We start from the raw sequence: 23,298 nt of genomic DNA, 5'->3' as shown, positions 1-23,298 counted from the left end.
AAAAAGATTAGCGGAAGATAGTATAAGTGCAACTAAGGCTCCGCCAAAAGCTTGGCGTAGCCAAGTTTTCTAAACGTATAGGAATATATAAGCGTCAAGCCTATCAATTTTGGAGCGCCCAATGGAAAGATACTCATTCCCCCGTGTATATCTTTTATGGCTGCAAGTGGCATGGAAGAGAATCCCTATGCTACAATAAGAAAACCTCTATATCTGAGGTAATTCAAGGATGGGCGACCGCGAATTAGCGGAAGGTTATTCTTGCAGAACCGGGATGACAAATCAAGAGAAGTTGATTCAGTCCGATCCTGTAAGAAAACCTCTATATCTGAGGTAATTCAAGGATGGGCGACCGTGAAATAGCGAAAGTATATTCTTGTTGTTCCTGAAAGAGAAAATGATGTAAAGTATATACTTTCTGATACTAAAAGAACGAGTCATTTAAGATCGTAGGCAGAGGTGAAAAACGTGCGTATCTCGGTCAAAGCGCCGGCCAAAATTAATTTAACTCTCGACGTACTTGCCAAAAGGCCGGATGGTTATCATGAAGTGGAAATGGTGATGACCACCGTAGACTTGGCAGATCGTGTAGACCTAACTCTGCGCGAGGATGGCCAGATCACGCTGGACTGCTCTGCCAGCTTCGTACCTGATGATATCCGTAACCACGCGTACAAGGCTGCCGTGCTCCTGAAAGAGCGCTATCAGGTGAGCCAAGGCGTTCATTTGTATATCGACAAGCAAATCCCTGTGGCAGCCGGCTTGGCAGGTGGGAGCAGCGATGCTGCAGCGACACTGCGCGGTTTGAACCAGCTCTGGGGATTGCAGCTTTCACAAGACCAACTGGCTGAGCTAGGAGCGGAGATCGGCTCTGATGTACCGTTCTGTGTTTATGGAGGCACGGCTCTGGCCAAAGGCCGGGGTGAACAGATTGTGCACCTGGGGACGCCTGCAGCATGTTGGGTGATCCTGGCCAAACCGCCTGTAGGAGTCTCTACCGCTGATGTATACGGTCAATTACGTGTTGATGAAATCGTTTCACATCCCCCGACCGGGCAGATGCTGAAGGCGATCGAGGAACAAAATTTCTCCTTGATGTGCCAATCGCTAGGCAACGTTCTGGAAAACGTAACCCTCGACATGCAGCCGCAAGTGCGCCAAATCAAAGATTTGATGATAGCTTCGGGAGCGGACGGCGTCTTGATGTCCGGAAGCGGTCCGACGGTATTTGCGCTGGTACAAAAAGAAGCGAAGGTGCATCGAATCTACAATGCCCTGCGAGGTTTTGTAAAAGATGTATTCGTAGCCCGAATGTTAGGGGCACAAGATGGGGAAATGCTTGCATGAACACGTATAAAAGTGATACATTAGCACCATAATATTCGGTTTTGGAGGAAGAGCCATGAAGAAATTGCGTAGAAGTGCTCGTCTGGTGGATATGACGCAGCACTTGCTTGCCCATCCTCATACGCTGATTCCGCTCACTCTTTTTGCCGAACAGTATGGTGCGGCGAAATCATCCATCAGCGAAGACTTGTCGATCATCAAGGAAGCGTTTGAAGTCCAGGGTGTAGGCTTGTTGAAGACGGTGGCAGGAGCGGCTGGCGGAGTGAAGTATATCCCCCAAATGAAGACGGAGGATGCGCTTGACTTCATGCGCGTATTGATTGGTCAATTGGCAAATCCGGAACGTCTTTTGCCGGGTGGCTATTTGTACATGTCTGATATTCTCGGAAATCCATCCACGATGGCGCAGATCGGCAAACTGTTTGCGACAGCATACGCGGACAAGAACGTAGACGTGGTGATGACTGTAGAAACCAAGGGAATCCCACTGGCTTATGCGACAGCGACGTTTTTGAATGTACCTGTGGTGATAGTCAGACGTGACAACAAGGTGACAGAGGGATCGGTTGTAAGCATTAACTACGTGTCAGGTTCGAGCAAGCGAATCCAGACAATGTCACTGGCTAGACGCGGTCTGGCAGAACAATCTCGTGTTCTGATCGTAGATGATTTCATGAAAGCGGGAGGAACCTTGCGAGGGATGATTGATCTGCTCCAAGAGTTCCGTGCGACGGTGGTTGGCTGCGGTGTCCTGGTTGAAACGACGGCGGACGTCTCTGAGCGGTTGATCGACGACTACGTCTCTCTGGCCAAGCTGCAGGATGTAGATATTAAAGGCAAGCAGATTGAGATTGAGCTGGGCAGTTTTTTTGAAAGAGAAAACGGTATAGAGGGGAGCAATTAATATGGCAATCCAATTCTTATCGACGGACAAGGCTCCGGCGGCGATCGGTCCCTACAGCCAGATGGCAAAGGTAGGCCCTTTCTTGTTTGCATCTGGTCAAATTCCTCTTCGCGCAGACGGAACCCTGGTAGAAGGAGACATTGTTGCCCAAACGGAGCAGGTTCTCGCTAATATCAAAGCCGTATTGGCTGAGGCAGGCGGCAGCTTGTCCAACATCGCGAAGACAACAGTCTTTATCAAGGACATGAACGACTTTGCGCAAATGAACGAGGTGTATGGCAAGCATTTTGGCGATCACAAGCCTGCCCGTTCCACAGTCGAAGTAGCTCGTTTGCCGCGCGATGTAAAGGTAGAGATTGAATTTGTGGCTTATTTTGAAGAGAAATAGTTGATAAGATACAGGAGAAACAGCCCGATGTACGATCGTGCATGGGGCTGTTTTTGCAAAAAAATGCATGTCTTGTGTTGAATAATATATTTTTTTGAAAAATTTAAATAAAGTTAGCAGGAATATTTACCCAGAGGGTGGAAATACTCCTAAACGTTTTTTATAGATAAAGGGAGTGAACTCGATGGAAGTTACAGACGTTAGACTTCGCCGCGTGAATACGGATGGTAGGATGAAAGCGATTGCGTCCATTACAATTGACCATGAATTCGTGGTTCATGATATCCGTGTCATCGATGGAAACAACGGCATGTTCGTGGCGATGCCAAGCAAGCGTACACCCGATGGCGAATTCCGCGATATTGCCCACCCCATTTCTTCGACAACCCGCGAAAAAATTCAAGCAGCTGTTTTGAATGAGTACGATCGCGTAGGACAAGAAGAAGAAAGCACCATCGAAGCTGGTGCATAAGAAATAACAAACAAGCACCCTGTCACTTGGCAGGGTGCTTCACTGTCTTTCCCACGTAGCCTGTCTTTCCCACGTAGCCTGTCTTATTCCACGTAGCATTTCTCCAGATCCTGCTTGATTTTTTCCTGATCCATTCCTTCCCCGATGAACACGGCCACCATTTTTGGACCAAAATTCTCAAAAGGGAACATGAGAACCTGATTGTCCGTATGCTGAAAGGAAATCAGTTCTTTTTTGCCGTGAAACAGCACATATCCCTTGGCCCTGTACACGTTCTTGGGCAGGTCGTACAGGAAGTCCTCAAACTTCTCGCCGTCTACAGGCGCAGTGAAAGGATAGGCAAAGGTTTCGATGCTATTGTAGAGTGAGGGCTGGCTTGTTTTTATACCAAGTGACTGCTTGATTTTGTCCATCGGAGAAAGACGTCCGATGCTCTTTTGTACCGAAACCGTCTGGGGCTGCTCTTCTCGCTCTGGCGGGGTGATTCGTTTGACTGACAAAAGAAGGTTCAGATCGACTTCACTACGTATCGTTTCGTACAGAGGAGCGTGAGGGTTCAATTCTCTCAGCTTCGCCTGGACCTTTTGGAGGACGTCAGGAGTGGTCAAATCAGTCTTGTTGACCAAAAGCAGATCGGCATACCTCACCTGATTGCGGATCGTCTTCACCAAAGAGCCAGTCGATTGAAAACGGGAGTTCAGGTCCAGGAAGCGCGAGGCATCGATGACACTGATCGTGCCTTTTAAATCCAGCCGGTCGTAAAGCTCGGGGTGTGTCAGGCCGTCGATGACATCGATTGGATCCGCTACACCTGTGGTCTCGATGAGAATTTTATCTGGTTTTAGAGAAGCAAGTATTTCCTTTAATCCTTCGGTGAGTTCACCGCGGATCGAACAACAGATGCAGCCATCGAGCATCTTTTTTACAGGAAAGCCAAATCCCTGAAGCTGTTCTCCGTCAATATCTTCCTCTCCCATTTCATTCATCAATACGACAACTTCGCCATCCTGTTCTCGCAAGGATCCAAGCAAATTTTGCAAGAGAGTCGTTTTTCCACTCCCCAAATAGCCAGTCAGCAAGTATACGTGCGTACTCATCGAATCTTGCCTCCTCCCGCATTACCCGTGTTTTTCAACAATATATCACAGTTTTGTCCGAATATTAAATGTTGTCGGATGTATGTCAATCTCTAGATATTCGAGGATATCCTGTACCGATTGTCTTGAAATCCACATATGATTAAGATATAGTCATTGTGGAACTTCTACGATGGAGGGTTGACATGTCTAAGATCCATGCCGTGGTCCTGGCTGCAGGTCAGGGGACGCGGATGAAATCGAAACTGCACAAGGTATTGCATCCTGTGTGCGGGAAGCCGATGGTCCAGCATGTAGTGGATACGCTGGCTGCCATGCAGGTTGAGGATATCGTTGTCGTCGTAGGTCATGGTGCTGATGCCGTCCAAGCTGAGCTAGGCGATGGTGTCACATATGCACGACAAGAAAAACAGTTGGGCACGGCACATGCTGTCCAACAGGCGGCGCCGTTTTTACTAGATAAAGAAGGTACTACATTTCTTCTGTACGGAGATGTTCCGCTTCTGTCTGTGGAAACACTGACAGCACTGCGCAGCTATCACGAAGAGCAGCAGGCAGCAGCTACGGTTTTGACTGCTGTACTTCCGAACCCGACTGGCTACGGACGGATAGTTCGCAATGAGACGGGCGAAGTATTGCGAATCGTGGAACACAAGGACGCCAGCTCTGAGGAACGGGCGATCCAGGAAATTAATACAGGCATATACTGTTTTGACAATCTGAAATTGTGGAAAGCCTTGAAGGAAGTGAAAAATGACAACGTTCAAGGTGAATACTATCTAACAGATTGTGTCGGTATACTGCGGAATCAAGGGGAAAAAGTGGTTGGCTTTGCCGCTGACGATCCGGATGAGACGATGGGGATTAATGATCGCGTGCAATTGTCAGAAGCGGAAGCCTATTTGCGCCGTCGAATTGTGGTTGGGCATATGCGCAATGGCGTGACAATCATCGATCCAAGCTCCACGTATATTGAAACGGATGTCAGCATCGGCGCCGATACCATAATCCAACCGGGAACCTTTCTGCGGGGACGGACAACCATTGGTACAGATTGTGTCATTGGTCCGCAAGCAGATCTGACAGATGTAAAAGTTGAAGACAATGTAAGCATTACGTATGCAGTAATGGTAGAGGCGAGTGTCGCTGCACAGGCAACAGTCGGCCCTTATGCTTATGTACGTCCAGGCTCCGAGATCGGACCTGGTGTGAAGATCGGCGATTTTGTGGAATTGAAAAATGCGAAAATCGGGGAAGGTAGCAAAATTCCTCATCTCAGCTATGTAGGAGACGCCGAGTTAGGAGCAGGTGTCAACATCGGCTGTGGAACGATTACGGTCAATTATGACGGCGCTGTCAAGCACAAGACGGTGGTAGACGACGGCGCGTTCGTGGGGTGCAACACCAATCTGGTCGCACCTGTGAAGGTAGGAAAGAATGCGTATGTAGCAGCGGGTTCGACTATTCACCAGGATGTGCCGGACGATGCGCTCGCTATCGCACGGGAGAGACAAGTCAACAAACTGGATTACGCCAACAGAATGCCTCGCAAGGGCAAAAAGCAATCATAACGGGAGGTTCTTGAGAAGATCATGGCTAACTACCGCGACCCAAAACTGAAGGTATTTACGTGCAACGCCAACCCAGAGCTGGCAAAGGAAATTGCTGAACACATCGGTGTACCGCTCGGAAATGCACAGGCTGTGCAATTTAGCGATGGAGAGTGCCAAATTAAACTGAATGAAAGCGTTCGCGGTTGTGACGTATTTGTCATTCAGCCGACATCTGCTCCCGTTAACGAGCATTTGATGGAGCTTCTGGTAATGGTGGACGCATTGAAGCGTGCTTCCGCCAAAAGCATCAACGTAGTGATTCCATACTACGGCTATGCACGTCAAGATCGCAAGGCTCGTGCTCGCGATCCGATCACAGCGAAACTGGTTGCCAACCTGATTGAGACAGCAGGGGCTCAACGTGTCATCACGATGGACCTCCATGCTACCCAAATCCAGGGCTTCTTCGACATCCCGGTTGATCACCTGTTGGGTGTTCCAATCCTGGCGAAGCACTTTGCTGAAAAAGGCCTTCAAGACATCGTGGTGGTGTCTCCCGATCATGGTGGAGTTACGCGTGCCCGTAAATTGGCAGAGCGCTTGGAAGCACCCATTGCGATTATCGACAAGCGCCGTCCTGAACCAAACGTAGCAGAAGTGATGAACATTGTCGGTCACATTGAGGGCAAAACAGCCATCATCATTGACGATATTATTGATACAGCTGGAACGATTACACTGGCGGCTAATGCGCTGGTGGAAGCAGGCGCGCGCGAAGTGTACGCATGCTGTACACATCCGGTTCTCTCTGGCCCTGCCATCGAACGGATTACGAATTCCAAGATCAAGGAACTGATCGTAACCAACTCGATTCCTCTGAAAGAAGAGAAAATCACAGATAAAATTACCGTTCTGTCCGTAGCGCCAATCATCGGCGAAGCAATTATTCGCGTACACGAAGAGCTGTCTGTAAGCAAATTGTTCGACTAAAAACGACATGCCCCCTTTGCTTGGGGAATGAAATTACCTCCAATGGACAAGCTAGTGAGGAAACTTTTACTAGCTGCCTTAAGGAGGTTTTTTTGTGGAAGCGATACAGGCTCAAGTGCGTGCCAAAGAATCAGGCAACTATGTCAGACAGCTTCGGCGCAACGGCTGGGTACCTGCTGTAGTATACGGCACAAATTTCAACAATCAGACGATCCAGATAAAAGGCCGGGAGCTGGATGCGGCATTGCGCAATCAGGCGACCAACAAACCGTTCCGTTTGGAAGTAGCTGGTCAGACACAAGATGTGATGGTGTACGAGTTGCAACGCCATCCCTTGTTTGGGAATATTTTGCATGCTGATTTTAAACGAATCAGCATGAATGAAAAAATCGACACGACGGTTCCTGTTCTGATGACGGGTGATCCTGAGCTAGGTGTGGCCACGCTGGTTCGTCACAGTGTGGAGGTGAGCTGTCTGCCTGGCAATATCCCAGCGTCCTTTACAGTCGATGTCGATGGGCTCAACATAGGAGACGTCATCCTCGTTCAGGATCTGGAAATACCGGCTGGAGTAGAAGTAGGGCTGGATGGTACGGAAGTGCTGATCAGCATTCTGCCAGTAAAAGCGGCATCGGAAGAGTCGCTCGAAGCGCAGGATGAAGCAGAGGCTGTAGCCGAGAAGGCTGGAACGACAGAAGAAGCGAAAAAAGTGTAGGTGAAGCACCCCGGTCTCGTCACCGGGGGTTTTTTGCTTCTCTTTTGCCAGGATCCGCTTTGCCCGAGGCTTGATAATCGGGCTTTTTCCGGTACAATGGGGAAAGAGTAGGAGGGAAACGGCGTGAAAGTAATCATCGGACTGGGTAACCCAGGGAAAAAATATGAGGAAACGAGACATAATGCTGGTTTTATGACCATAGATACAATTAGCGAGAAGTGGGGTATTCCCGTTACGCAGAACAAGTTTCGTGCGCTTGTGGGAGAAGGCCGACTGGAGGGAGAAAAGGTACTGCTTGTCAAACCGCAGACCTATATGAACCTCTCGGGTGAATCGGTCGCAGAGATCCTCCATTTTTATAAGCTGATTCCAGATGAACTGGTGGTTATTTTTGACGACCTGGATTTGCCTACTGGACAGCTGCGCCTGCGGGAAAAGGGCAGTGCAGGCGGTCACAACGGAATCAAATCGATGATTCAGCATCTGGGCACACAAGAGTTCAAACGCATCAAGGTAGGAATTGGACGACCGGAGCCAGGTAGAAGCGTGAGTGATTATGTGCTGCAAACCTTCCCTGCTGCCGAGCGAAAAGCGATTGACGAGGCGGTCAGCCTGGCTGCCGAAGCAGCTGCGATGTGGGTCAAAGAGCCCTTTCTCAAGGTGATGAACCATTACAATAGTTTGAAGTAGCGTGTGCCCTCTAGTATGATTTTCCACTCTCACGACCATACTATCGATAAATGGTGTGGGGGTGGCATATACATGAGCATACGCTACACGTGTCGTTGTTGCGGTATGAAAATTGCCGAATTTGATGAATCACAGGTAACGGAAAATCAGCTCGGGTTTGATTCCTTGACCGAAGAAGAACGGGCTCTTATAATATCGAGAGAACAAAGTGGAGATACGGTGGTCCGCATTACATGCGACTACTGCCGTGAAGCACTGAATTGGAACCCGGAGCTTTCACTCGTCGGAAATCCGCTGCAATAACCTGAGGCGGATGTACAGGGATAGGAAGAAGGCTTGCCATGAAGGCCTTAGCTTGGGGAGCTAAGGCTTCTTTTCGCATGGTTGATCCAAAGCCCCATCTCTTGTGATGGTTTAGAGGAATGAATACGCCGTACGACAGTAGAACTAGAGAGGGGATTAGTGAATGCAAGTCATCATTAACCCGATGAAACAGGACGTCAATGTCGGGACGATTGTGGCGGGTCTGGAACAAGGCTTGAATGAACAGCTTGTTTCAGGGCTGGCTGGCTCGGCTAGGCAGACGCTCATGGCCGCATTGAAGGAGATGACGAATCGTCCGGTTTGCGTCGTCACCCATAACATGTATCAAGCACAAAAAGTATACGAGGATTTGATTGAGCTGGTACCAGCCGATCAAGTGCTGCTGTATCCGGGCAACGAGCTGATCGGCTCAGAGCTTGCTGTCGCCAGTCCGGAAATGCTGGAGCAGCGCATCCATGTGTTCAACCGTCTGGCCCAGGGCTTTACGGGTTTTTTGGTTGCGCCATTTGCTGGTTTGCGCCGCTTGGTCGTCCCTCCATACATATGGAAAAATGCCCAGATCGAGCTAAAAGTCGGAGAGGAATTGGACATTGATTCGTTCCTGCTCAAGTGCATCGAGCTCGGTTATGAGCGGGTGGATATGGTGGAGCGAAAGGGCGAGCTCAGCGTTCGCGGAGGAATCATCGACTTGTATCCGATCGATTCCGAGTGGCCGGTAAGGATTGAATTGTTTGACGTGGAGATCGATTCTATTCGTACCTTTGACATGGGGTCTCAGCGCTCTTTGACCTCTGTTCAGAAATATTTGCTTGGCCCAGCGAAGGAAATGATCGTCTCTACACCGCTCTTGCAGGAAGCCGCTGTCCGATTGGAGCAAAAGCTCGGAGAGACGGTAGCCAAGCTCAAGGACGGGGCTGCCAAGGAAAAAGTCGTAGAGCGGATTGGTTCAGACGTAGAACGCATGGCACAAGGGCAGCGCTTTGCCAATCTGTACGCCTACATTTCCGTGATCTACCCTACGCAGGACACGCTGCTGTCTTTCATGCCGTCGGACACTATTTTGATCATGGATGAGCCTTCCCGCGTGATGGATACTGCGGCACAATTGCAAAAGGAAGAAGGCGAATGGCTGACCGGGCGTATCATCCAAGGCGAGTACATGTCCAACCTGACGCTGTCTCGCACGTATGACGAGCTACTTTCTGCAAAGAAACGACAGATGATTTACTTGTCGTTGTTCTTGAGGCAGTCTCCTAAGACGCAGCCGCAAAATATCGTCAATCTGACCTGTCGCAGCATGCAAAATTTCCATGGGCAAATGAATGTGCTCAAAACAGAGCTGGCTCGCTGGAAAAAGTCCCAGGATCAGATCATTTTTGTCGCTGCCGACCAGGAGCGAGCGAAGCGTCTGGAGCGCGTTTTGCACGACTATGAGATGGAAGCGGATTTGCTGCTGGATTCTGTGGAAACGGTACCACCTGGACGTCCGACCATTATTCTGGGCAACCTGCAGTCTGGATTTGAACTGCCGCTCAACAAGCTTGTCGTCATAACCGAGGGTGAAGTCTTTACAGCCAAGCAGCGCAAAGCGCGCAAAGTGCAGTCGACGATGAGCAACGCAGAACGCATCAAAAACTACCTGGAGCTAAAGCCGGGTGATTACGTCGTTCACGTGAATCACGGGATCGGGAAGTATCTGGGGATCGAAACCAAGGAAATACTCGGAATTCATAAAGATTACTTGCATATTCAATACGCGGCTGGAGACAGCCTGTTTGTGCCGATCGACCAGATCGACCATGTGCAAAAGTACGTGGCGAGCGAGGAAGCACAACCGAAAATATACAGTCTGGGTGGAAATGAATGGAAGCGCGTCAAGAACAAGGTGCAGTCTTCGGTCAAGGATATTGCCGAGGATTTGATCAAGCTGTACGCTTCCCGCGAATCGGCAGTCGGTCATTCCTTTTCTGCGGATACCTTGGAGCAGCGTGAATTTGAAGCGATGTTCCCTTATCAGGAGACCGTCGACCAACTCAAAGCGATCAGTGAAGTCAAGGCAGACATGGAACGAAGAAGACCGATGGATCGTCTCGTATGTGGGGACGTTGGTTATGGAAAGACGGAGGTTGCGATTCGCGCTGCTTTCAAGGCCGTGATGGATGGAAAGCAGGTAGCGGTGCTTGTACCGACGACGATCCTGGCTCAGCAGCATTACGAGACGTTCCGGGAGCGCTTCGCCGACTATCCGATTCGCGTCGAGGTGCTGAGTCGCTTTCGTTCACGCAAGGAGCAAAATGCAAGCTTGAAGGGCTTGAAGGAAGGCACCGTAGACGTCGTAATCGGGACACATCGATTGCTCTCCAAAGATTTGACGTTCCGCGATCTGGGACTGCTGATAGTGGACGAGGAGCAGCGTTTTGGCGTCAGCCACAAGGAAAAGCTGAAACAAATGAAAACCAATGTAGACGTCATGACGTTGACGGCTACACCGATTCCAAGGACCTTGCACATGTCGATGCTTGGGGTGCGGGACCTTTCTGTTATTGAGACCCCGCCGGAAAATCGTTTTCCTGTCCAAACCTATGTCATGGATTACAGCCCGGCGCTGGTGCGTGAGGCCATCGAAAGAGAAATGGCACGAGACGGTCAGGTGTTTTTCCTTTACAACCAGGTGCAAGGGATCGAGCAGATGGCAGAGCAGATTTCGATGCTGGTTCCAGATGCACGAATTGCCGTCGCGCACGGTCAGATGAACGAGAGTGAGCTGGAAGCGGTGATTCTCGATTTCCTGGAAGGGAATTACGACGTCCTGGTCAGCACGACGATTATCGAGACCGGGGTGGACATTCCCAACGTCAATACCTTGATTATCTACAATGCTGATAAAATGGGCTTGTCCCAGCTTTATCAGCTGCGTGGACGGGTAGGTCGCTCCAATCGGATCGCGTATGCCTATTTTACGTATCAGCGTGACAAGGTACTGACAGAAGTAGCAGAGAAGCGTCTGCAAGCGATCAAGGAATTTACGGAGTTGGGTTCCGGATTCAAGATCGCCATGCGCGACTTGTCCATCCGCGGAGCCGGTAATTTGTTGGGAGCGGAACAGCACGGCTTTATCAACTCTGTCGGTTTTGATCTGTATAGCCAGATGCTGAAGGAAGCGATTGACGAGCTGAAAGGTGAACCAAGGCAGGAGCTTGTGACGCCAGTCGAGATCAACCTGCAGCTGGATGCCTATATTCCTTCGCTCTACATTACCGACAGTCGACAAAAAATCGAGATGTACAAAAAATTCGTTGCCGTTTCTACTTTGGAGGATGTCGATGATCTGGCCGAAGAATTGCTGGATCGTTTTGGCCCCGTCCAAAAGCCTGTGGAGAACTTGCTGACGATATCCCGATTGCGTGTCTATGCCCTGAAGCACCACATCACCGAAATCAGTCAAAAAAATCCGGACGAGATCAAGCTGTACCTGCATACCAGTCAGAACGAGAACATCGATGGAGGAGCCTTGTTCGCGCTCACCAGTGGCTGGGGCAGAAGGGTTGGTCTCTCAGGTGGACAACAGATCGTCATTACTGTTAAAGTAAAAGGGTTGCAAGAAGATGAGGGCGTTCAGTTGGTTGAAAAACTGTTGCGGCAATTTCACCAGGTGCGCAAAGACACGGGTAAGGAAAGCCCAGTCTCCTGATGTGGTGACTGCGGGCTTCCCAGAAAGGGAGATCCACATATGAAAATGAAACGTTCTTTAGCGATTTTATCTTCTGTTACATTAGCAATAGCATTGCTGGCCGGATGCGGCAATGCCAAAGAAAACGAGCAGTCTAACGGACAAACACCGTCCAATCAGACCGAGGCTGGACAAAATGGGGAGCAGACACCTGCAGCTGATCCCAACGATCCTTTGGCTCAATTTCCAAAGCTTGACATGCCGTTTACCGTAGCAGCCGATGCTACGATTGTCGAATATCAAGGCGGTAAATTGACAGGAAAAGAGTTTGAAGAGTTCCTGCGTGCCATCAACTTCATGAATCCACAGCAGGGAAGCATGATCGAGATCGCCGACAAGGATGCGCTCAAAGCCTTTGCACGTGAGTACACGGCTACGAAAATTTTGTCTGGGCGTGCGGACGAAGCGATCAAAAAGGAATCGAAGGACATGGCAGAGCAAACCTTCGAGAAAATAAAAGGGCAGTATCTTGGATTCTTTGGCAAGGACGAAGCCAAGTTTGAGAAGTTCCTGGAAGGGCAAGCTGTATCCAAGGAGATGATCGTAGGTCAAATGGCGATCATCAACGATTCAATCAATGTCCTGAAGAAGGAAATTGGCGATGAAGATCTCAAGAAAGAATTCGATGCACTGGATAAGGCTAACCGGACTGTGGCATCTGTTCGCCACATCCTGATTTCTACAGAACAGCGCCCACAAGAGGAAGCGCTGAAACTGGCTCAGGATCTGGAAGCTCGCCTGAAAAAGGGTGAAGATTTCGCCAAGCTGGCAACTGAATTTACAGACGACCCAGGCAGCAAGGAAACGGGCGGTCTGTATGAGGATACTGTAGTGACGCAATGGGTTCCTGAATTTAAAGAAGCTGCGCTGACCCAACCAGTTGGCGAAGTGGGGCCGCCTGTCAAAACCGATTACGGCTACCACATCGTAAAAGTGGAAAAGCGCACAGAGAAGACTTTTGATGAGATGAAAGAGCAGCTTCGTGCGCAAGCTTTGGAGAAGGCTTACGATGCCTTCAGCAAGAATGATCTGGACAAGCTGATCAGCAATTACAATATTCCGGAGCCGAAGCAACCGGCGACGAAATAAGGATGAAAAAACAGGGGGTGGGAGCACTCCCTGTTTTTTCGTTTTCTCGCATATTCTTGAAACAGGAACAAATACTATAATCACTCGCTACCGCCCGGGGGAGAGTAATCAAGACGAGTTGGAAAAAGTTGCTGCCAATACGCATAGGTAAAATTAGAATTTCAGGAAAAAATACAGGTATCCAACCACCAAGCACCTATTCACTACCCAACTTCTTTAGGGAAAGCGAGGCAACAAGACATGAAAGCAACTGGTATCGTTCGTCGAATTGACGACCTCGGTAGGGTCGTGATTCCCAAGGAGATTCGCCGTACACTTCGCATTCGTGAGGGCGATCCGCTTGAGATTTTCGTAGACCGTGACGGAGAAGTTATTCTCAAGAAGTATTCGCCCATTGGAGAACTTGGTGATTTTGCAAAAGAATACGCTGACTCTCTGTATGAGAGCTTGAACCATACTGTGTTGATATCAGACCGAGACAGCGTAATCGCCGTAGCTGGAGCGTCCAAAAAGGAATACTTGGAAAAAGCGATTGGCAGTATCGTAGAGAAATGTCTTGAAGAGCGCAAAACGCGGTTGGAGAAAAATTCGGGAACGTACGAAATTTGTCGCGATGTGAATGAGACCTATGGTTCGTTCGTTGTCGCACCGATTGTCGCAGGCGGTGACCCGATTGGTTCGGTAATCTTGCTCAACAAAAACGAATCGACCAAGATGAGCGATTTGGAAATGAAGATGTCTGAGACAGCTGCAGGATTCTTGGCAAAACAGATGGAGCAATAGCGAGAGCAGGAAGGTGTTCGAAAAAGCAGCCACCACATCATGGGGCTGCTTTTTTGTACGTGTAAAAAAGTTAGTTTAATGGTTTTCGTACGTGCTCGACAATGATTCTCGCACCGCTGGAATGGATCAACCAGTCGAATAGGGGAGCATGTCCAGTTTTTCTAATACGCAAATGCCTGTGGTATAATGTACGAAGTTTCAGCTTGGAGAGGAGAACGTTCACGTATATGGCTCAAGAAAAGACATCTTTACTGTTTGTGAAAGGCGCCGCGATTCTCGGGGTAGCCGGTCTTGTCTCCAAACTTTTGGGAGCGGTATATCGTATTCCTTATCAAAACATCGCCGGTGACATCGGATTGTACGTATATATGCAAGTATACCCGTTGTATACCACACTGCTGATCTTGGCTACGGCTGGTTTTCCCATCGCGATTTCCAAGATCGTCTCAGAGCGCATGGCTATTGGGGATGTAGGGGGAGCACGAAAATCATTTCGTGTAGCCAGCATCGCCTTGCTCATTCTCGGGTTCTTTTTTTTCCTCGTCTTATATGGGGGAGCGCCTTTGATTGCGGGATTCATGGGTGACGATCATCTGACCACTCCATTGCGCGCAGTTGCCTTATCACTGCCGTTACTTCCGATGGTAGCGATCCTGCGCGGCTATTTCCAGGGTCACCAGAACATGATGCCGACAGGTGTCTCACAGGTCATCGAACAGTTTGTCCGCGTGATTTTCATCCTGATTGCCGCCTATGTGGCGATGTACATCTATGAAGATGCCTATATGGCCGGTACGGGAGCAGTATTTGCAGCATTTCCTGGCGGCGTGGCGGCTGCACTGGTCTTGTTGTGGTATTGGAGACGGGACAAGCAGAAAGGGGCAGCACAGGTAGCTGAGGTGGAGCAATCTGCCAGCATCAGCAACTGGAGCAATCGGCAAATCCTGAATAGCTTGTTGAAATACGCGCTGCCGATCTGTATTGGAGCTCTGGTGCTCCCGCTTATACCGTTGGTCGACTCTATTACAGTCATCAACATGCTGCAATGGAGCGGGCTGGAAGAGCATGCGGCCAAGCTGTTAAAAGGAGCTTTTGACCGCAGTCAGCCTTTGATCCAATTTGGGACGTTTTTTGCAACTTCACTCTCGCTTGCTTTGGTTCCAGCGATCAGTGAGGCAGCTGCCCAGCGTCAAAAGCAATTGATTGCCACCCGTTCCGAGATTGCGATTCGCCTTACTTTTTTGTTGGGTCTGCCAGCTTCCTTCGGACTCGCGCTTTTGGCTGAGCCGATCAATGTGATGCTGTATGGAGACAGCAACGGGACAGAAGCGATCGCCGTTCAATCCTTTACGATTCTGTTCGCTACGCTGAGTATCGCGAGCGCTGGGATCTTGCAAGGACTGGGGAGAGTTATGCGCCCTGCTCGCAACCTGACGATAGGGGTTATTGTAAAGCTCGTGTTCAATCTCTTGTTGGTTCCTTTTTGGGGGATTACAGGGGCAGCGGTGTCTACGGTGTTGGCCTATTTGGTGGCGATGGGCCTCAATGTCCTCGGAGTCAAAAAATATACGGGTGCACGAATTGGATTGCGTCAAACAGCACTTAAGCCTACGATCTCTGTGTTGATCATGGCGGTTGTTGTACTGGCTGTCGAGTGGGCGGGACTTGTTCTCTTCGGCGGAGTCATCCAGTCGGAGCGTCTCTTGCATACCTTGGTTGGTCTTTTGGCAGTGGGTTCAGGGGCGATCGTCTATCTGCTGGCGCTGCTGAAGACAGGTGGCTTGACCAAGAACGATATTCACTTTTTGCCAAAAGGAAAGCGTATTGCTTCCTTGCTCACCCGACTTCGCTTGCTGCCTCCGAGCAAGGATCATGTTGAGAACGCGTAAGGAGATGTGACGATTGGACATGAAGAAAAGCACGATTACCGTAGTAGGCTTGGGAGCCGGAGACCTGGATCAGCTGCCTTACGGGATTTATCGCAAGCTGACACAGGCGAGCCACCTTTTTCTGCGGACAAAGGAGCACCCTGTGGTTACGCAGTTGACTGCAGAAGGCATCGCGATGGAATCCTTCGATGAGGTTTATGAACAGCACGAGTCGTTTGCCGACGTGTATGCTGACATCGTCGAAAGACTGTTTACCGCGGCTGAAACAGAAGGAAATCTTGTCTACGCTGTACCTGGTCATCCGCTGGTGGCAGAGCGTACTGTACAGCTTCTGCTGGAACAGGGAGAAGCAAGAGGTGTTCAGATCGAGATCGGCGGGGGACAAAGCTTTATCGATCCTTTGTTTGCGAGACTGCAAATAGACCCGATCGAGGGCTTTTCCCTGCTGGACGGAACAGCACTCAAAGCACATGAGATCGCTGTGGGCCTGCACACGATTATTGCGCAGGTATACGATGCGTTTGTCGCATCTGATGTCAAGCTGACGCTCATGGAAGTCCTGCCGGATGACTATCAGGTGACTGTAGCGACAGCGGTTGGCGTAGCTGGCCAGGAGCGAATCGAGACCGTTCCTTTGTATGAGCTGGATCGACTGGACCACTTCGGCAATCTGTCTTTGGTCTACGTACCGCCGACCAAAGAGGAGCGCATCTCGTATCGACAGTTCTCCTACCTGAAAGAGATTGTTGAGATTCTTCGCAGTCCGGACGGATGTCCGTGGGACCGCGAGCAGACGCACCAGAGCATCCGTAAAAATCTGATTGAAGAGACGTATGAAGTCCTGGAGACGATCGATGATGAAGACCCGGATGCCATGTGCGAGGAGCTGGGCGACCTGCTGATGCAGATCATGCTTCATTCTCAGATGGCTGCTGAGGAAGGGTACTTTACAGTAGACGATGTCGTCGCCGGGTTAAACGAAAAGCTGGTACGCCGACACCCGCATGTGTTTGGTGAAAAAAGTGCGGATGATGCGACAGAGGCATTGGCCAATTGGCAGGAAATCAAAGCGCAGGAAAAAGCGGCAAAGGGCATTGACGTGGACAACCAATCCCATCTGGCTGGCATCCCGCGCGATCTACCTGCACTGATGTACGCTTACAAGCTCCAGAAAAAGGCGGCCCAGATCGGTTTTGACTGGGACGATGTGGCGGACGTCTACGGAAAAGTGGAGGAAGAGTACCGCGAGCTGCGTGAAGCTTCAGAAGGAGAGCGGGCAGGGGAATTGGGGGATCTGCTCTTCGCAGTGGTCAACCTGGCACGCTTCCTCAAGCTGGACCCGGAAGAAGCGCTCGCCATGACGAATAAAAAGTTTAAACGCCGCTTTTCCTATATAGAAGCAAAGCTGAAGGAAGCAGGTCGCTCTTTTGACGAGACCAATCTGCAGGAGATGGACAAGTGGTGGGAGGAAGCCAAACACCACGAACGAGGGGGAGATGGAAAATGAGATTGGACAAGTATCTGAAGGTATCCAGGTTGATCAAACGTCGTACGCTAGCCAAAGAGGTATGCGACAAAGCACGGGTGGAAATCAATGACCGTCCAGCCAAGGCATCCAGCAACGTCAAGATTGGCGATAAGCTGGCGATTCGCTTTGGTCAAAAGATCGTGACTGTGAAAGTCGAAGACATCAAGGAAAACCCACGCAAGGAAGAAGCAGCATCCCTGTACAGTGTGCTTGGTGAAGTGCCGGTACCTCGCGATGAAAAGGAAGAGGACGCTTATTTGAAAGGCTAGGCTATCGATTCGTCAAAGAGGCTGCAAAAGCAGTCTCTTTTTTGTGGCAAAAAAAGGATATAATAGTGGTACCCGGATACAGATCAGAAGGGGTGTGTAAGAAATGAAGAATGTCAATGTCGTACGACTTGGATATTTGTTAGGGATTTCTCTATTGCTCTCTGCTCTCTTGTATTTTTTTGCATCGAATTGGCCTGCCTTGGAACGTTGGGGAAAGATTGGGATTAGCATATCTGTGATGGTGCTTTTTTATCTGGCTTCGTACCTGGTGGCCCTGCTGTTAAAAAGGCAACCGTTTATCAGTAACTGGCTGTTGCTAGCGGGCTGTCTTTCATTCGGGGTCAGCATTGCCTTACTTGGGCAAATCTACAATTCCCACGCAGATAGCTACATGCTTTTTGTGGTCTGGTTCTTGCCAAGTATCCTGTTTGCCTTTTTGACGCGATATCAGCCCTTTTACGTTCTGAGCTATGTACTTGCACATCTGGCGCTCTGGTTCTTTCTCGATCCTTCCGTGGTTCAGGTTGTACGCACCGATGAGTGGTGGTATATGGTCTTCTGGATCATCGCGCTGCTGAATCTCATGATGTTCTGGCTTACTTCCACCAATCGCCTGCAGTCTTCGGCAATACGCTATTTGTCATTCTCTGTTTTTTCCGTGGCGCTATTTGCCTCTTCCTTTGTAGATGTCTACGGTCCCTTTCCAGAGCTTCTCTACATGCTGGTCGGAGCACTCCTGTTTTTTGCCTTTTTGAAATGGATGCCTAGCCGGGGTTTGCTGATTGCTACGTTAGCATTTCTTGCCTTGTTTTTACTGGCGAATTTCTTTTGGTATATGGCGGAGTACTTCTCGGAAGGATTCCTGGTCTTGAGCCTGTTGGCAGCAGCTGCTCTGGTATGGGGGGCTGTGGAGGCTGCGAAATGGCTGAAAAAAGCGTCGAGTCATCAGGATAAATTATGGATTCGCATCATTCAGGAAGCATTTATGGTACTGGTCACTACGGTGGCTTCGCTCATTGCTTCTGCCTCGATTACGGGACTGCTTTTTCTGATGATCGAGGACGACGTGGGATATGCGGTCTTTTTCCTGGCTATCCTAGGCTTTTTGATGCCTGTAGTGTTCTACATTGAGATGAATCCTACGATTCGCTACACGCTGCTGATGATGGGGTACCTGCTCGGCGCCTCCTCAGCGCTATACTTGGACAATTGGTTGTGGATGCTCTTTTTGCTGGTGGTCATCGTGATTTGGATCATCCGGCCAAGCATACCTGGAAGATTATTGTCGCAATTGACTTTCCTTGTTGTCTTGTACATCAAACTGATCGATCTTATCGAAAATGAATGGATCTTGCTGCTGTTTTTCCTTTTTCAGATGGCGATGTACTTCTTTTTGCGGCATTCTCCGGTCTTGCGCAACAGTTCGCTATGCTACGCGCTGCTTTTCCTGCTGATCCTGACGGAATCGACGTTCAACACGAGCTTTACGGTGGTCGTCAATCTCGGCTTTTTCGCACTTAGCACGTTTTTGGTGTACTGGACGTTGCAGCGTGGGAGCAGATGGGAATTCGGCATCTCACTCGGGTTCTGGTTTGCTTTTATCGTCATGAAATACTACGACTTTTTCTGGAGTCTTTTGCACAAGTCTTTCAGTCTGCTGTTGTTGAGTGTGCTCTTCTTTGCAGTCAGCTACTGGCTGGATCGACGGGGTAAATTCGACGGGTCGACTGGCAGTCCAGCCATTTTTGCTGCCAAACGGCTGGTGCTTCTTCCTGTCATCGTACTCCAATTGGCAATACTGGGTTATCAGGTCTGGAGCAGTGAAACCATTTTGGCAGAAGGCACACTCGTCAAGCTGGAGCTGCAGCCAGTCGATCCTCGTTCCCTGCTGCAAGGGGATTACGTCCGCCTGAGCTACACCATATCCAATTTGGGTGAGCACGATGTAGCACATGGCGAGAAGATACGAGTCGTATTGAGAAAGCAACAAGATGATTTGTACGGTTTCAGTGGCTTTTACGAGCTGAATGGAGTCTGGAACAAGGAATACCAGGCCATGCCCGAGGATGTGGTGATCAATGGTACGACACTGGGCGGGGAAAGGGTCGAATATGGGATCGAAAGTTACTTTGTTCCTGAGGGCACCGGTCTGGAGGTAGAAAGGAATGCCAGGTTTGCTTTTGTGAAGGTCGGCAAAAAAGGAGACGCCATTCTGGAAAGCCTGTCCGAGCATTAATAACATGGAATGGAAGATAGAAGAAGCTGCCAACGTATAAGGGCAGCTTCTTCTTTATATAGGGAACCTTTTATCCATGCAGAGCAGGTGCCGAGGTAGTGTGACCAGACTGCTCCAGCTCACGAACGACGATTCGGACGAGCAAGAGACCACATACCCCCAAGCCTGCAAACAAGAACGCCATCGCGTACGAGGGGAGAATAGCACCCAGGCTGATTCCAATCGCACCACTCAGCTTGGCTCCTTGCAGAACGAGGCCATTGACGGCCATATACGAGCTGCGGGCATCGTCGCGAACAATCTCGGCCAGATAGGTTTGACGCGTCGGGATGTGCATCAGCTCCCCTACGGTTGCCAGGAACATGGTGAGAATAATGACCCAAAGCGTATTGCTGTAGGTCGTGATTGCATAGCCGCCAATATAGAGCAGTGCGCCCAGATACATGGCAGTCGCAGGGCGTGCCTTGCCGATCAACCGAGTGACGAATAAGGACAACCCTACAACGAGCAACGTATTTTCCAATTGGATGAGGCTGAATACCTTGATGCCTGTGATCTGGATAGAAAACCAGTCAAACAGATGCAGCGTTTGTGGAATAAATTCCTGGGACAGACGGACAGCGATGTAGTTGGAGGTTTGAAATTCTAGGGCAAAGATGAAGAGGCCTCCCAGCGAATAAAGCAAAAATCGGCGATCCCTCAACACCTGCCTGTAGCTGACCACCAGATCAGAAAGTAGCCTGCTGCCCTTGGGTAGCTCGCGCTGTGAGCAGGATGGCTGATAGGATTCCTGCATGAAGAATTGGGTAAGCGCCCATGTAAATACACCGATTAACGTGAGGATCAGCAGCAATTCAAAGCGATGGGTGGCGAAATACAGTCCGCCAAAGACAGAGCCGATGGCAATCGACAGGTTGGATGCCCAGTAACTGATGCTGTACATGAAGGTCCGATTTTCTTTGGTGCTGACATCGATCAGCATGGCGTCAGCAGCAGGGTTGATCAAGCCATTGCTCGCACTCTGTACAAGCATCATGGCAAATGTCAGCCAGGCAGAGTCCAGGAGCGGCGAGTTGGCGAGCGCCATGATTGAGAACGCGCCACATTGAATCAATTGCCCGTAAACCAACACCTTTTTTCTTCCCCAGCGATCGGCGATATACCCGCCGTAAAAGCTCGTCAGAATCTGAGCAATGATCGACATAAATAATAGAAAACCCGCCAAAGCCTGCCCGAGCTTGTCGGAAAAATAAATCGCCATAAACGGAAAGATCATCGTACCCACCACTCGGGTTAAAAAAGAAGTGACAATGCGGATGCGGATATTGGGATGCAGTTGAAAAAAGCCCATGTGCATTTCTCCTTTCTCTTTGGTATCATTTTTACGGAATAAAAGAGGAAGAAAAAGTGTAAGTTCACATGAGTAATTTCATCTTTTAAAAGGGCGGATCAGGCAAATGAAAAGCCACGAGCACTTCATGCAAATGTTATTGGGTCTTACCGATTGGGAGCGTGGACACGAGCAGGTTATTGGGATTGAAGAGTTGTCCCAGCTGCTTTGCTGTACTCCCCGCAACGTGAAATTGATTCTACGTAAGTGGGAAAAAGAGGGCTTGCTCAGGTGGAAGGCAGGCGTGGGGCGCGGTAATCATTCCACACTCACGATTTTGTGCGATACCACTGATTTTTTGATCGCACATTTTCGACGCTTGCTGACGGATGGAAAAGTGGGAGAAGCCATCGAATTGATCAGCCATCAACGTCTGCCCGCACAAGCCAAACGAATGCTCCAGGATGTATGGAACAATCAGTTTGGTTTCATTGCAGAAGAGACAGAGCAGGTGAGTACGGACGTACTGCGGATTCCAAGATCCCGAGCATTCAGTACGCTGGACCCGATCTTCGTTGCGGTAGCGGCTGAGAGCCATTTTGTCCAGCAAATCTGTCATCGGTTGATCGAATTTGACGTGGAGAAACAGCAATTCATTCCTCAACTCGCTCACGCTTGGGAGTGCAATGAGGAGATGGACACCTGGACCTTTTACCTGCGAAAAGGGGTTCGCTTTCATCACGGCCGTCTGCTTACAGTCAAGGATGTTGTCTATACCGTGGAACGGTTGCAACAGCAGGACTCGCCCTATCGCTGGCAGATGGAGGATGTGGTCCGAATGGAGCAGCATCATGACAGGAAAATCACTTTTCACCTGAGCCAGCCCAACGGTTTTTTTCTACATCTGGCAGGTTCGATTGCGATGTCCATCCTGCCGCATGATGTCCCTTTCTCGGAACGCTCCATGATCGGTACAGGACCGTTTCGGATGGCCGAATTTACCAGTGAGAGACTGGTTCTGGAAGCCTTTGAAGACTACTACCGGGAGAGAGCTTTATTGGATCGCGTGGAGATTTGGATAGTACCCGAATCGTCCTATCCCCACAAACGGTATCTGCTTCCCGAAGAAATCGGTTCATCTGCCAGTTCGTTGGGCAGGAGAGAAGGTGTGGAGTATCAGGAGGTAGGCTGTTATTACCTGGGCTTCAATTTCCGGCGTCCGGGTGTTCAGCATGACTATGCTTTTCGCAAGGCCATGCGTCTGATGATGGATCGCAAACAGTTTATAGCAGATAATCAGGCGCACCAGGAAAAGGAATACTCACCGGCAAGCAGCTTTTTGCCGGAGAAGAGCAAGACCATGAACTTTGCATCGACCTCATTGGAGGATGCCGCAGCCTGGCTGAAAAAGAGCGCCTATCAAGGAGAGATGCTCACCTTTTTTGTCAGCGAGGGCTATACGCATATGCTGGAGGCTAGATGGGTGCAGGAACGTTGTCGACAGATCGGTCTGCAGATCAAGATTGAAGTATTAAGAAAGGAAGAGTACCTGTCTCCAACCAATCGGATGGTTGAGGAGGCCGATATGGTGATGATGGGGGAAGTTCTGCAAAGAGATGTTGAATTGGGCTTATTCGAGGTCTATAAGAATACCTGCACGATGGTCCACCGCTTTATGGGTGATGAACAACGGGATTTTGTCGAGCGGAGCTTGTCCCAAGTGCTTCGCCTGCCAGATCGAGAGAAACGGATGCAGGCACTTGCCCTGATCGAGGATAAAATGAACGAAGAGCTGTGGCTGTTGTTCCATGTCCATATCAAGCGAACGGACAATGTTCATCCTGCCCTGCAAGGTGTGACGATGGACTCCTTTGGATGGGGGGATTTTGCGAAAATGTGGGTAAAATGACCTGATTTTCACCAATTCCCCATTCGTTACCAGTCTGTAACCCTTTCCCGCAAGC

The 23,298-nt window shown here is 49.7% G+C and carries 19 protein-coding genes; 17 read left to right on the top strand and 2 right to left on the bottom strand.

Features of this window, described 5'->3' with window-relative positions:
- The first annotated feature begins 459 nt into the window (after positions 1-459).
- The 4 genes from ispE (at position 460) to spoVG (ending at position 3,111) form a co-directional block, all read left to right on the top strand.
- Positions 460-1,347: a 4-(cytidine 5'-diphospho)-2-C-methyl-D-erythritol kinase gene (gene ispE, locus JZI27_RS19005; protein ID WP_280208727.1), complete on the top strand. Its 888-nt coding sequence runs from the start codon at positions 460-462 to the stop codon at positions 1,345-1,347.
- A 55-nt stretch (positions 1,348-1,402) separates the two neighbouring features.
- Positions 1,403-2,251 carry a pur operon repressor gene (gene purR / locus JZI27_RS19000; protein WP_122907042.1) on the top strand — a complete coding sequence of 283 codons (849 nt, stop codon included), beginning with the start codon at positions 1,403-1,405 and terminating at the stop codon, positions 2,249-2,251.
- A 1-nt stretch (position 2,252) separates the two neighbouring features.
- A complete protein-coding gene (locus JZI27_RS18995; RefSeq protein ID WP_122907041.1) occupies positions 2,253-2,639 on the top strand; it encodes a RidA family protein in 387 nt (128 codons plus the stop codon).
- A gap of 184 nt (positions 2,640-2,823) precedes the next feature.
- Entirely contained in the window at positions 2,824-3,111 is a 288-nt protein-coding gene (spoVG, locus tag JZI27_RS18990; protein WP_023558909.1) for a septation regulator SpoVG, read from the top strand.
- 83 nt (positions 3,112-3,194) lie between these two features.
- Here the strand turns inward: spoVG and JZI27_RS18985 are convergent, their stop codons facing one another.
- Positions 3,195-4,208, bottom strand: a complete 1,014-nt coding sequence (locus JZI27_RS18985) for a CobW family GTP-binding protein (protein WP_280208726.1) — start codon at positions 4,206-4,208, stop codon at positions 3,195-3,197.
- A gap of 185 nt (positions 4,209-4,393) precedes the next feature.
- Here JZI27_RS18985 and glmU point away from each other — a divergent pair, with 185 nt between their 5' ends.
- The 12 genes from glmU to JZI27_RS18925 all read left to right on the top strand — a co-directional run bounded on the left by glmU (position 4,394) and on the right by JZI27_RS18925 (position 20,004).
- Positions 4,394-5,779 carry a bifunctional UDP-N-acetylglucosamine diphosphorylase/glucosamine-1-phosphate N-acetyltransferase GlmU gene (gene glmU / locus JZI27_RS18980; RefSeq protein WP_280208724.1) on the top strand — a complete coding sequence of 462 codons (1,386 nt, stop codon included), beginning with the start codon at positions 4,394-4,396 and terminating at the stop codon, positions 5,777-5,779.
- A 21-nt stretch (positions 5,780-5,800) separates the two neighbouring features.
- Positions 5,801-6,751: a ribose-phosphate diphosphokinase gene (locus tag JZI27_RS18975; protein WP_122907038.1), complete on the top strand. Its 951-nt coding sequence runs from the start codon at positions 5,801-5,803 to the stop codon at positions 6,749-6,751.
- Between the two features lie 94 nt (positions 6,752-6,845).
- Positions 6,846-7,466: a 50S ribosomal protein L25 gene (locus JZI27_RS18970; RefSeq protein WP_122907037.1), complete on the top strand. Its 621-nt coding sequence runs from the start codon at positions 6,846-6,848 to the stop codon at positions 7,464-7,466.
- A gap of 123 nt (positions 7,467-7,589) precedes the next feature.
- Complete coding sequence (gene pth, locus JZI27_RS18965; protein ID WP_122907036.1) at positions 7,590-8,156, top strand: aminoacyl-tRNA hydrolase; 567 nt, start codon at positions 7,590-7,592, stop codon at positions 8,154-8,156.
- Between the two features lie 72 nt (positions 8,157-8,228).
- A complete protein-coding gene (locus JZI27_RS18960) occupies positions 8,229-8,459 on the top strand; it encodes an anti-sigma-F factor Fin (RefSeq protein WP_122907035.1) in 231 nt (76 codons plus the stop codon).
- A 163-nt stretch (positions 8,460-8,622) separates the two neighbouring features.
- Positions 8,623-12,171 (top strand): transcription-repair coupling factor, encoded by a 3,549-nt coding sequence (gene mfd / locus JZI27_RS18955; protein WP_280208722.1) that lies wholly within the window; start codon positions 8,623-8,625, stop codon positions 12,169-12,171.
- A gap of 45 nt (positions 12,172-12,216) precedes the next feature.
- A complete protein-coding gene (locus JZI27_RS18950; protein ID WP_280208728.1) occupies positions 12,217-13,299 on the top strand; it encodes a peptidylprolyl isomerase in 1,083 nt (360 codons plus the stop codon).
- 240 nt (positions 13,300-13,539) lie between these two features.
- Positions 13,540-14,082, top strand: coding sequence for a stage V sporulation protein T (gene spoVT, locus JZI27_RS18945; RefSeq protein ID WP_122907033.1), 543 nt, complete (start codon positions 13,540-13,542; stop codon positions 14,080-14,082).
- A 227-nt stretch (positions 14,083-14,309) separates the two neighbouring features.
- Positions 14,310-15,971 (top strand): putative polysaccharide biosynthesis protein, encoded by a 1,662-nt coding sequence (locus tag JZI27_RS18940; protein WP_280208721.1) that lies wholly within the window; start codon positions 14,310-14,312, stop codon positions 15,969-15,971.
- A gap of 19 nt (positions 15,972-15,990) precedes the next feature.
- Positions 15,991-17,478, top strand: coding sequence for a bifunctional methyltransferase/pyrophosphohydrolase YabN (gene yabN, locus JZI27_RS18935; protein WP_251244993.1), 1,488 nt, complete (start codon positions 15,991-15,993; stop codon positions 17,476-17,478).
- Complete coding sequence (locus JZI27_RS18930; RefSeq protein WP_122907030.1) at positions 17,475-17,768, top strand: RNA-binding S4 domain-containing protein; 294 nt, start codon at positions 17,475-17,477, stop codon at positions 17,766-17,768. The genes yabN and JZI27_RS18930 overlap by 4 nt, the downstream gene beginning before the upstream one ends.
- 103 nt (positions 17,769-17,871) lie before the next feature.
- A complete protein-coding gene (locus JZI27_RS18925; RefSeq protein ID WP_280208718.1) occupies positions 17,872-20,004 on the top strand; it encodes a GDYXXLXY domain-containing protein in 2,133 nt (710 codons plus the stop codon).
- A gap of 70 nt (positions 20,005-20,074) precedes the next feature.
- Here JZI27_RS18925 and JZI27_RS18920 read toward each other — a convergent pair whose 3' ends face one another.
- Positions 20,075-21,355, bottom strand: coding sequence for an MDR family MFS transporter (locus JZI27_RS18920; protein ID WP_280208717.1), 1,281 nt, complete (start codon positions 21,353-21,355; stop codon positions 20,075-20,077).
- Between the two features lie 106 nt (positions 21,356-21,461).
- Between JZI27_RS18920 and JZI27_RS18915 the strand changes: the two genes are divergently transcribed.
- Entirely contained in the window at positions 21,462-23,243 is a 1,782-nt protein-coding gene (locus tag JZI27_RS18915; protein WP_280208715.1) for an SgrR family transcriptional regulator, read from the top strand.
- Positions 23,244-23,298 lie beyond the last annotated feature (55 nt).

This window comes from Brevibacillus sp. AY1 (assembly GCF_029870785.1).
Lineage (GTDB): Bacteria > Bacillota > Bacilli > Brevibacillales > Brevibacillaceae > Brevibacillus > Brevibacillus invocatus.
This window is presented reverse-complemented; position numbering and strand designations above follow the sequence as displayed.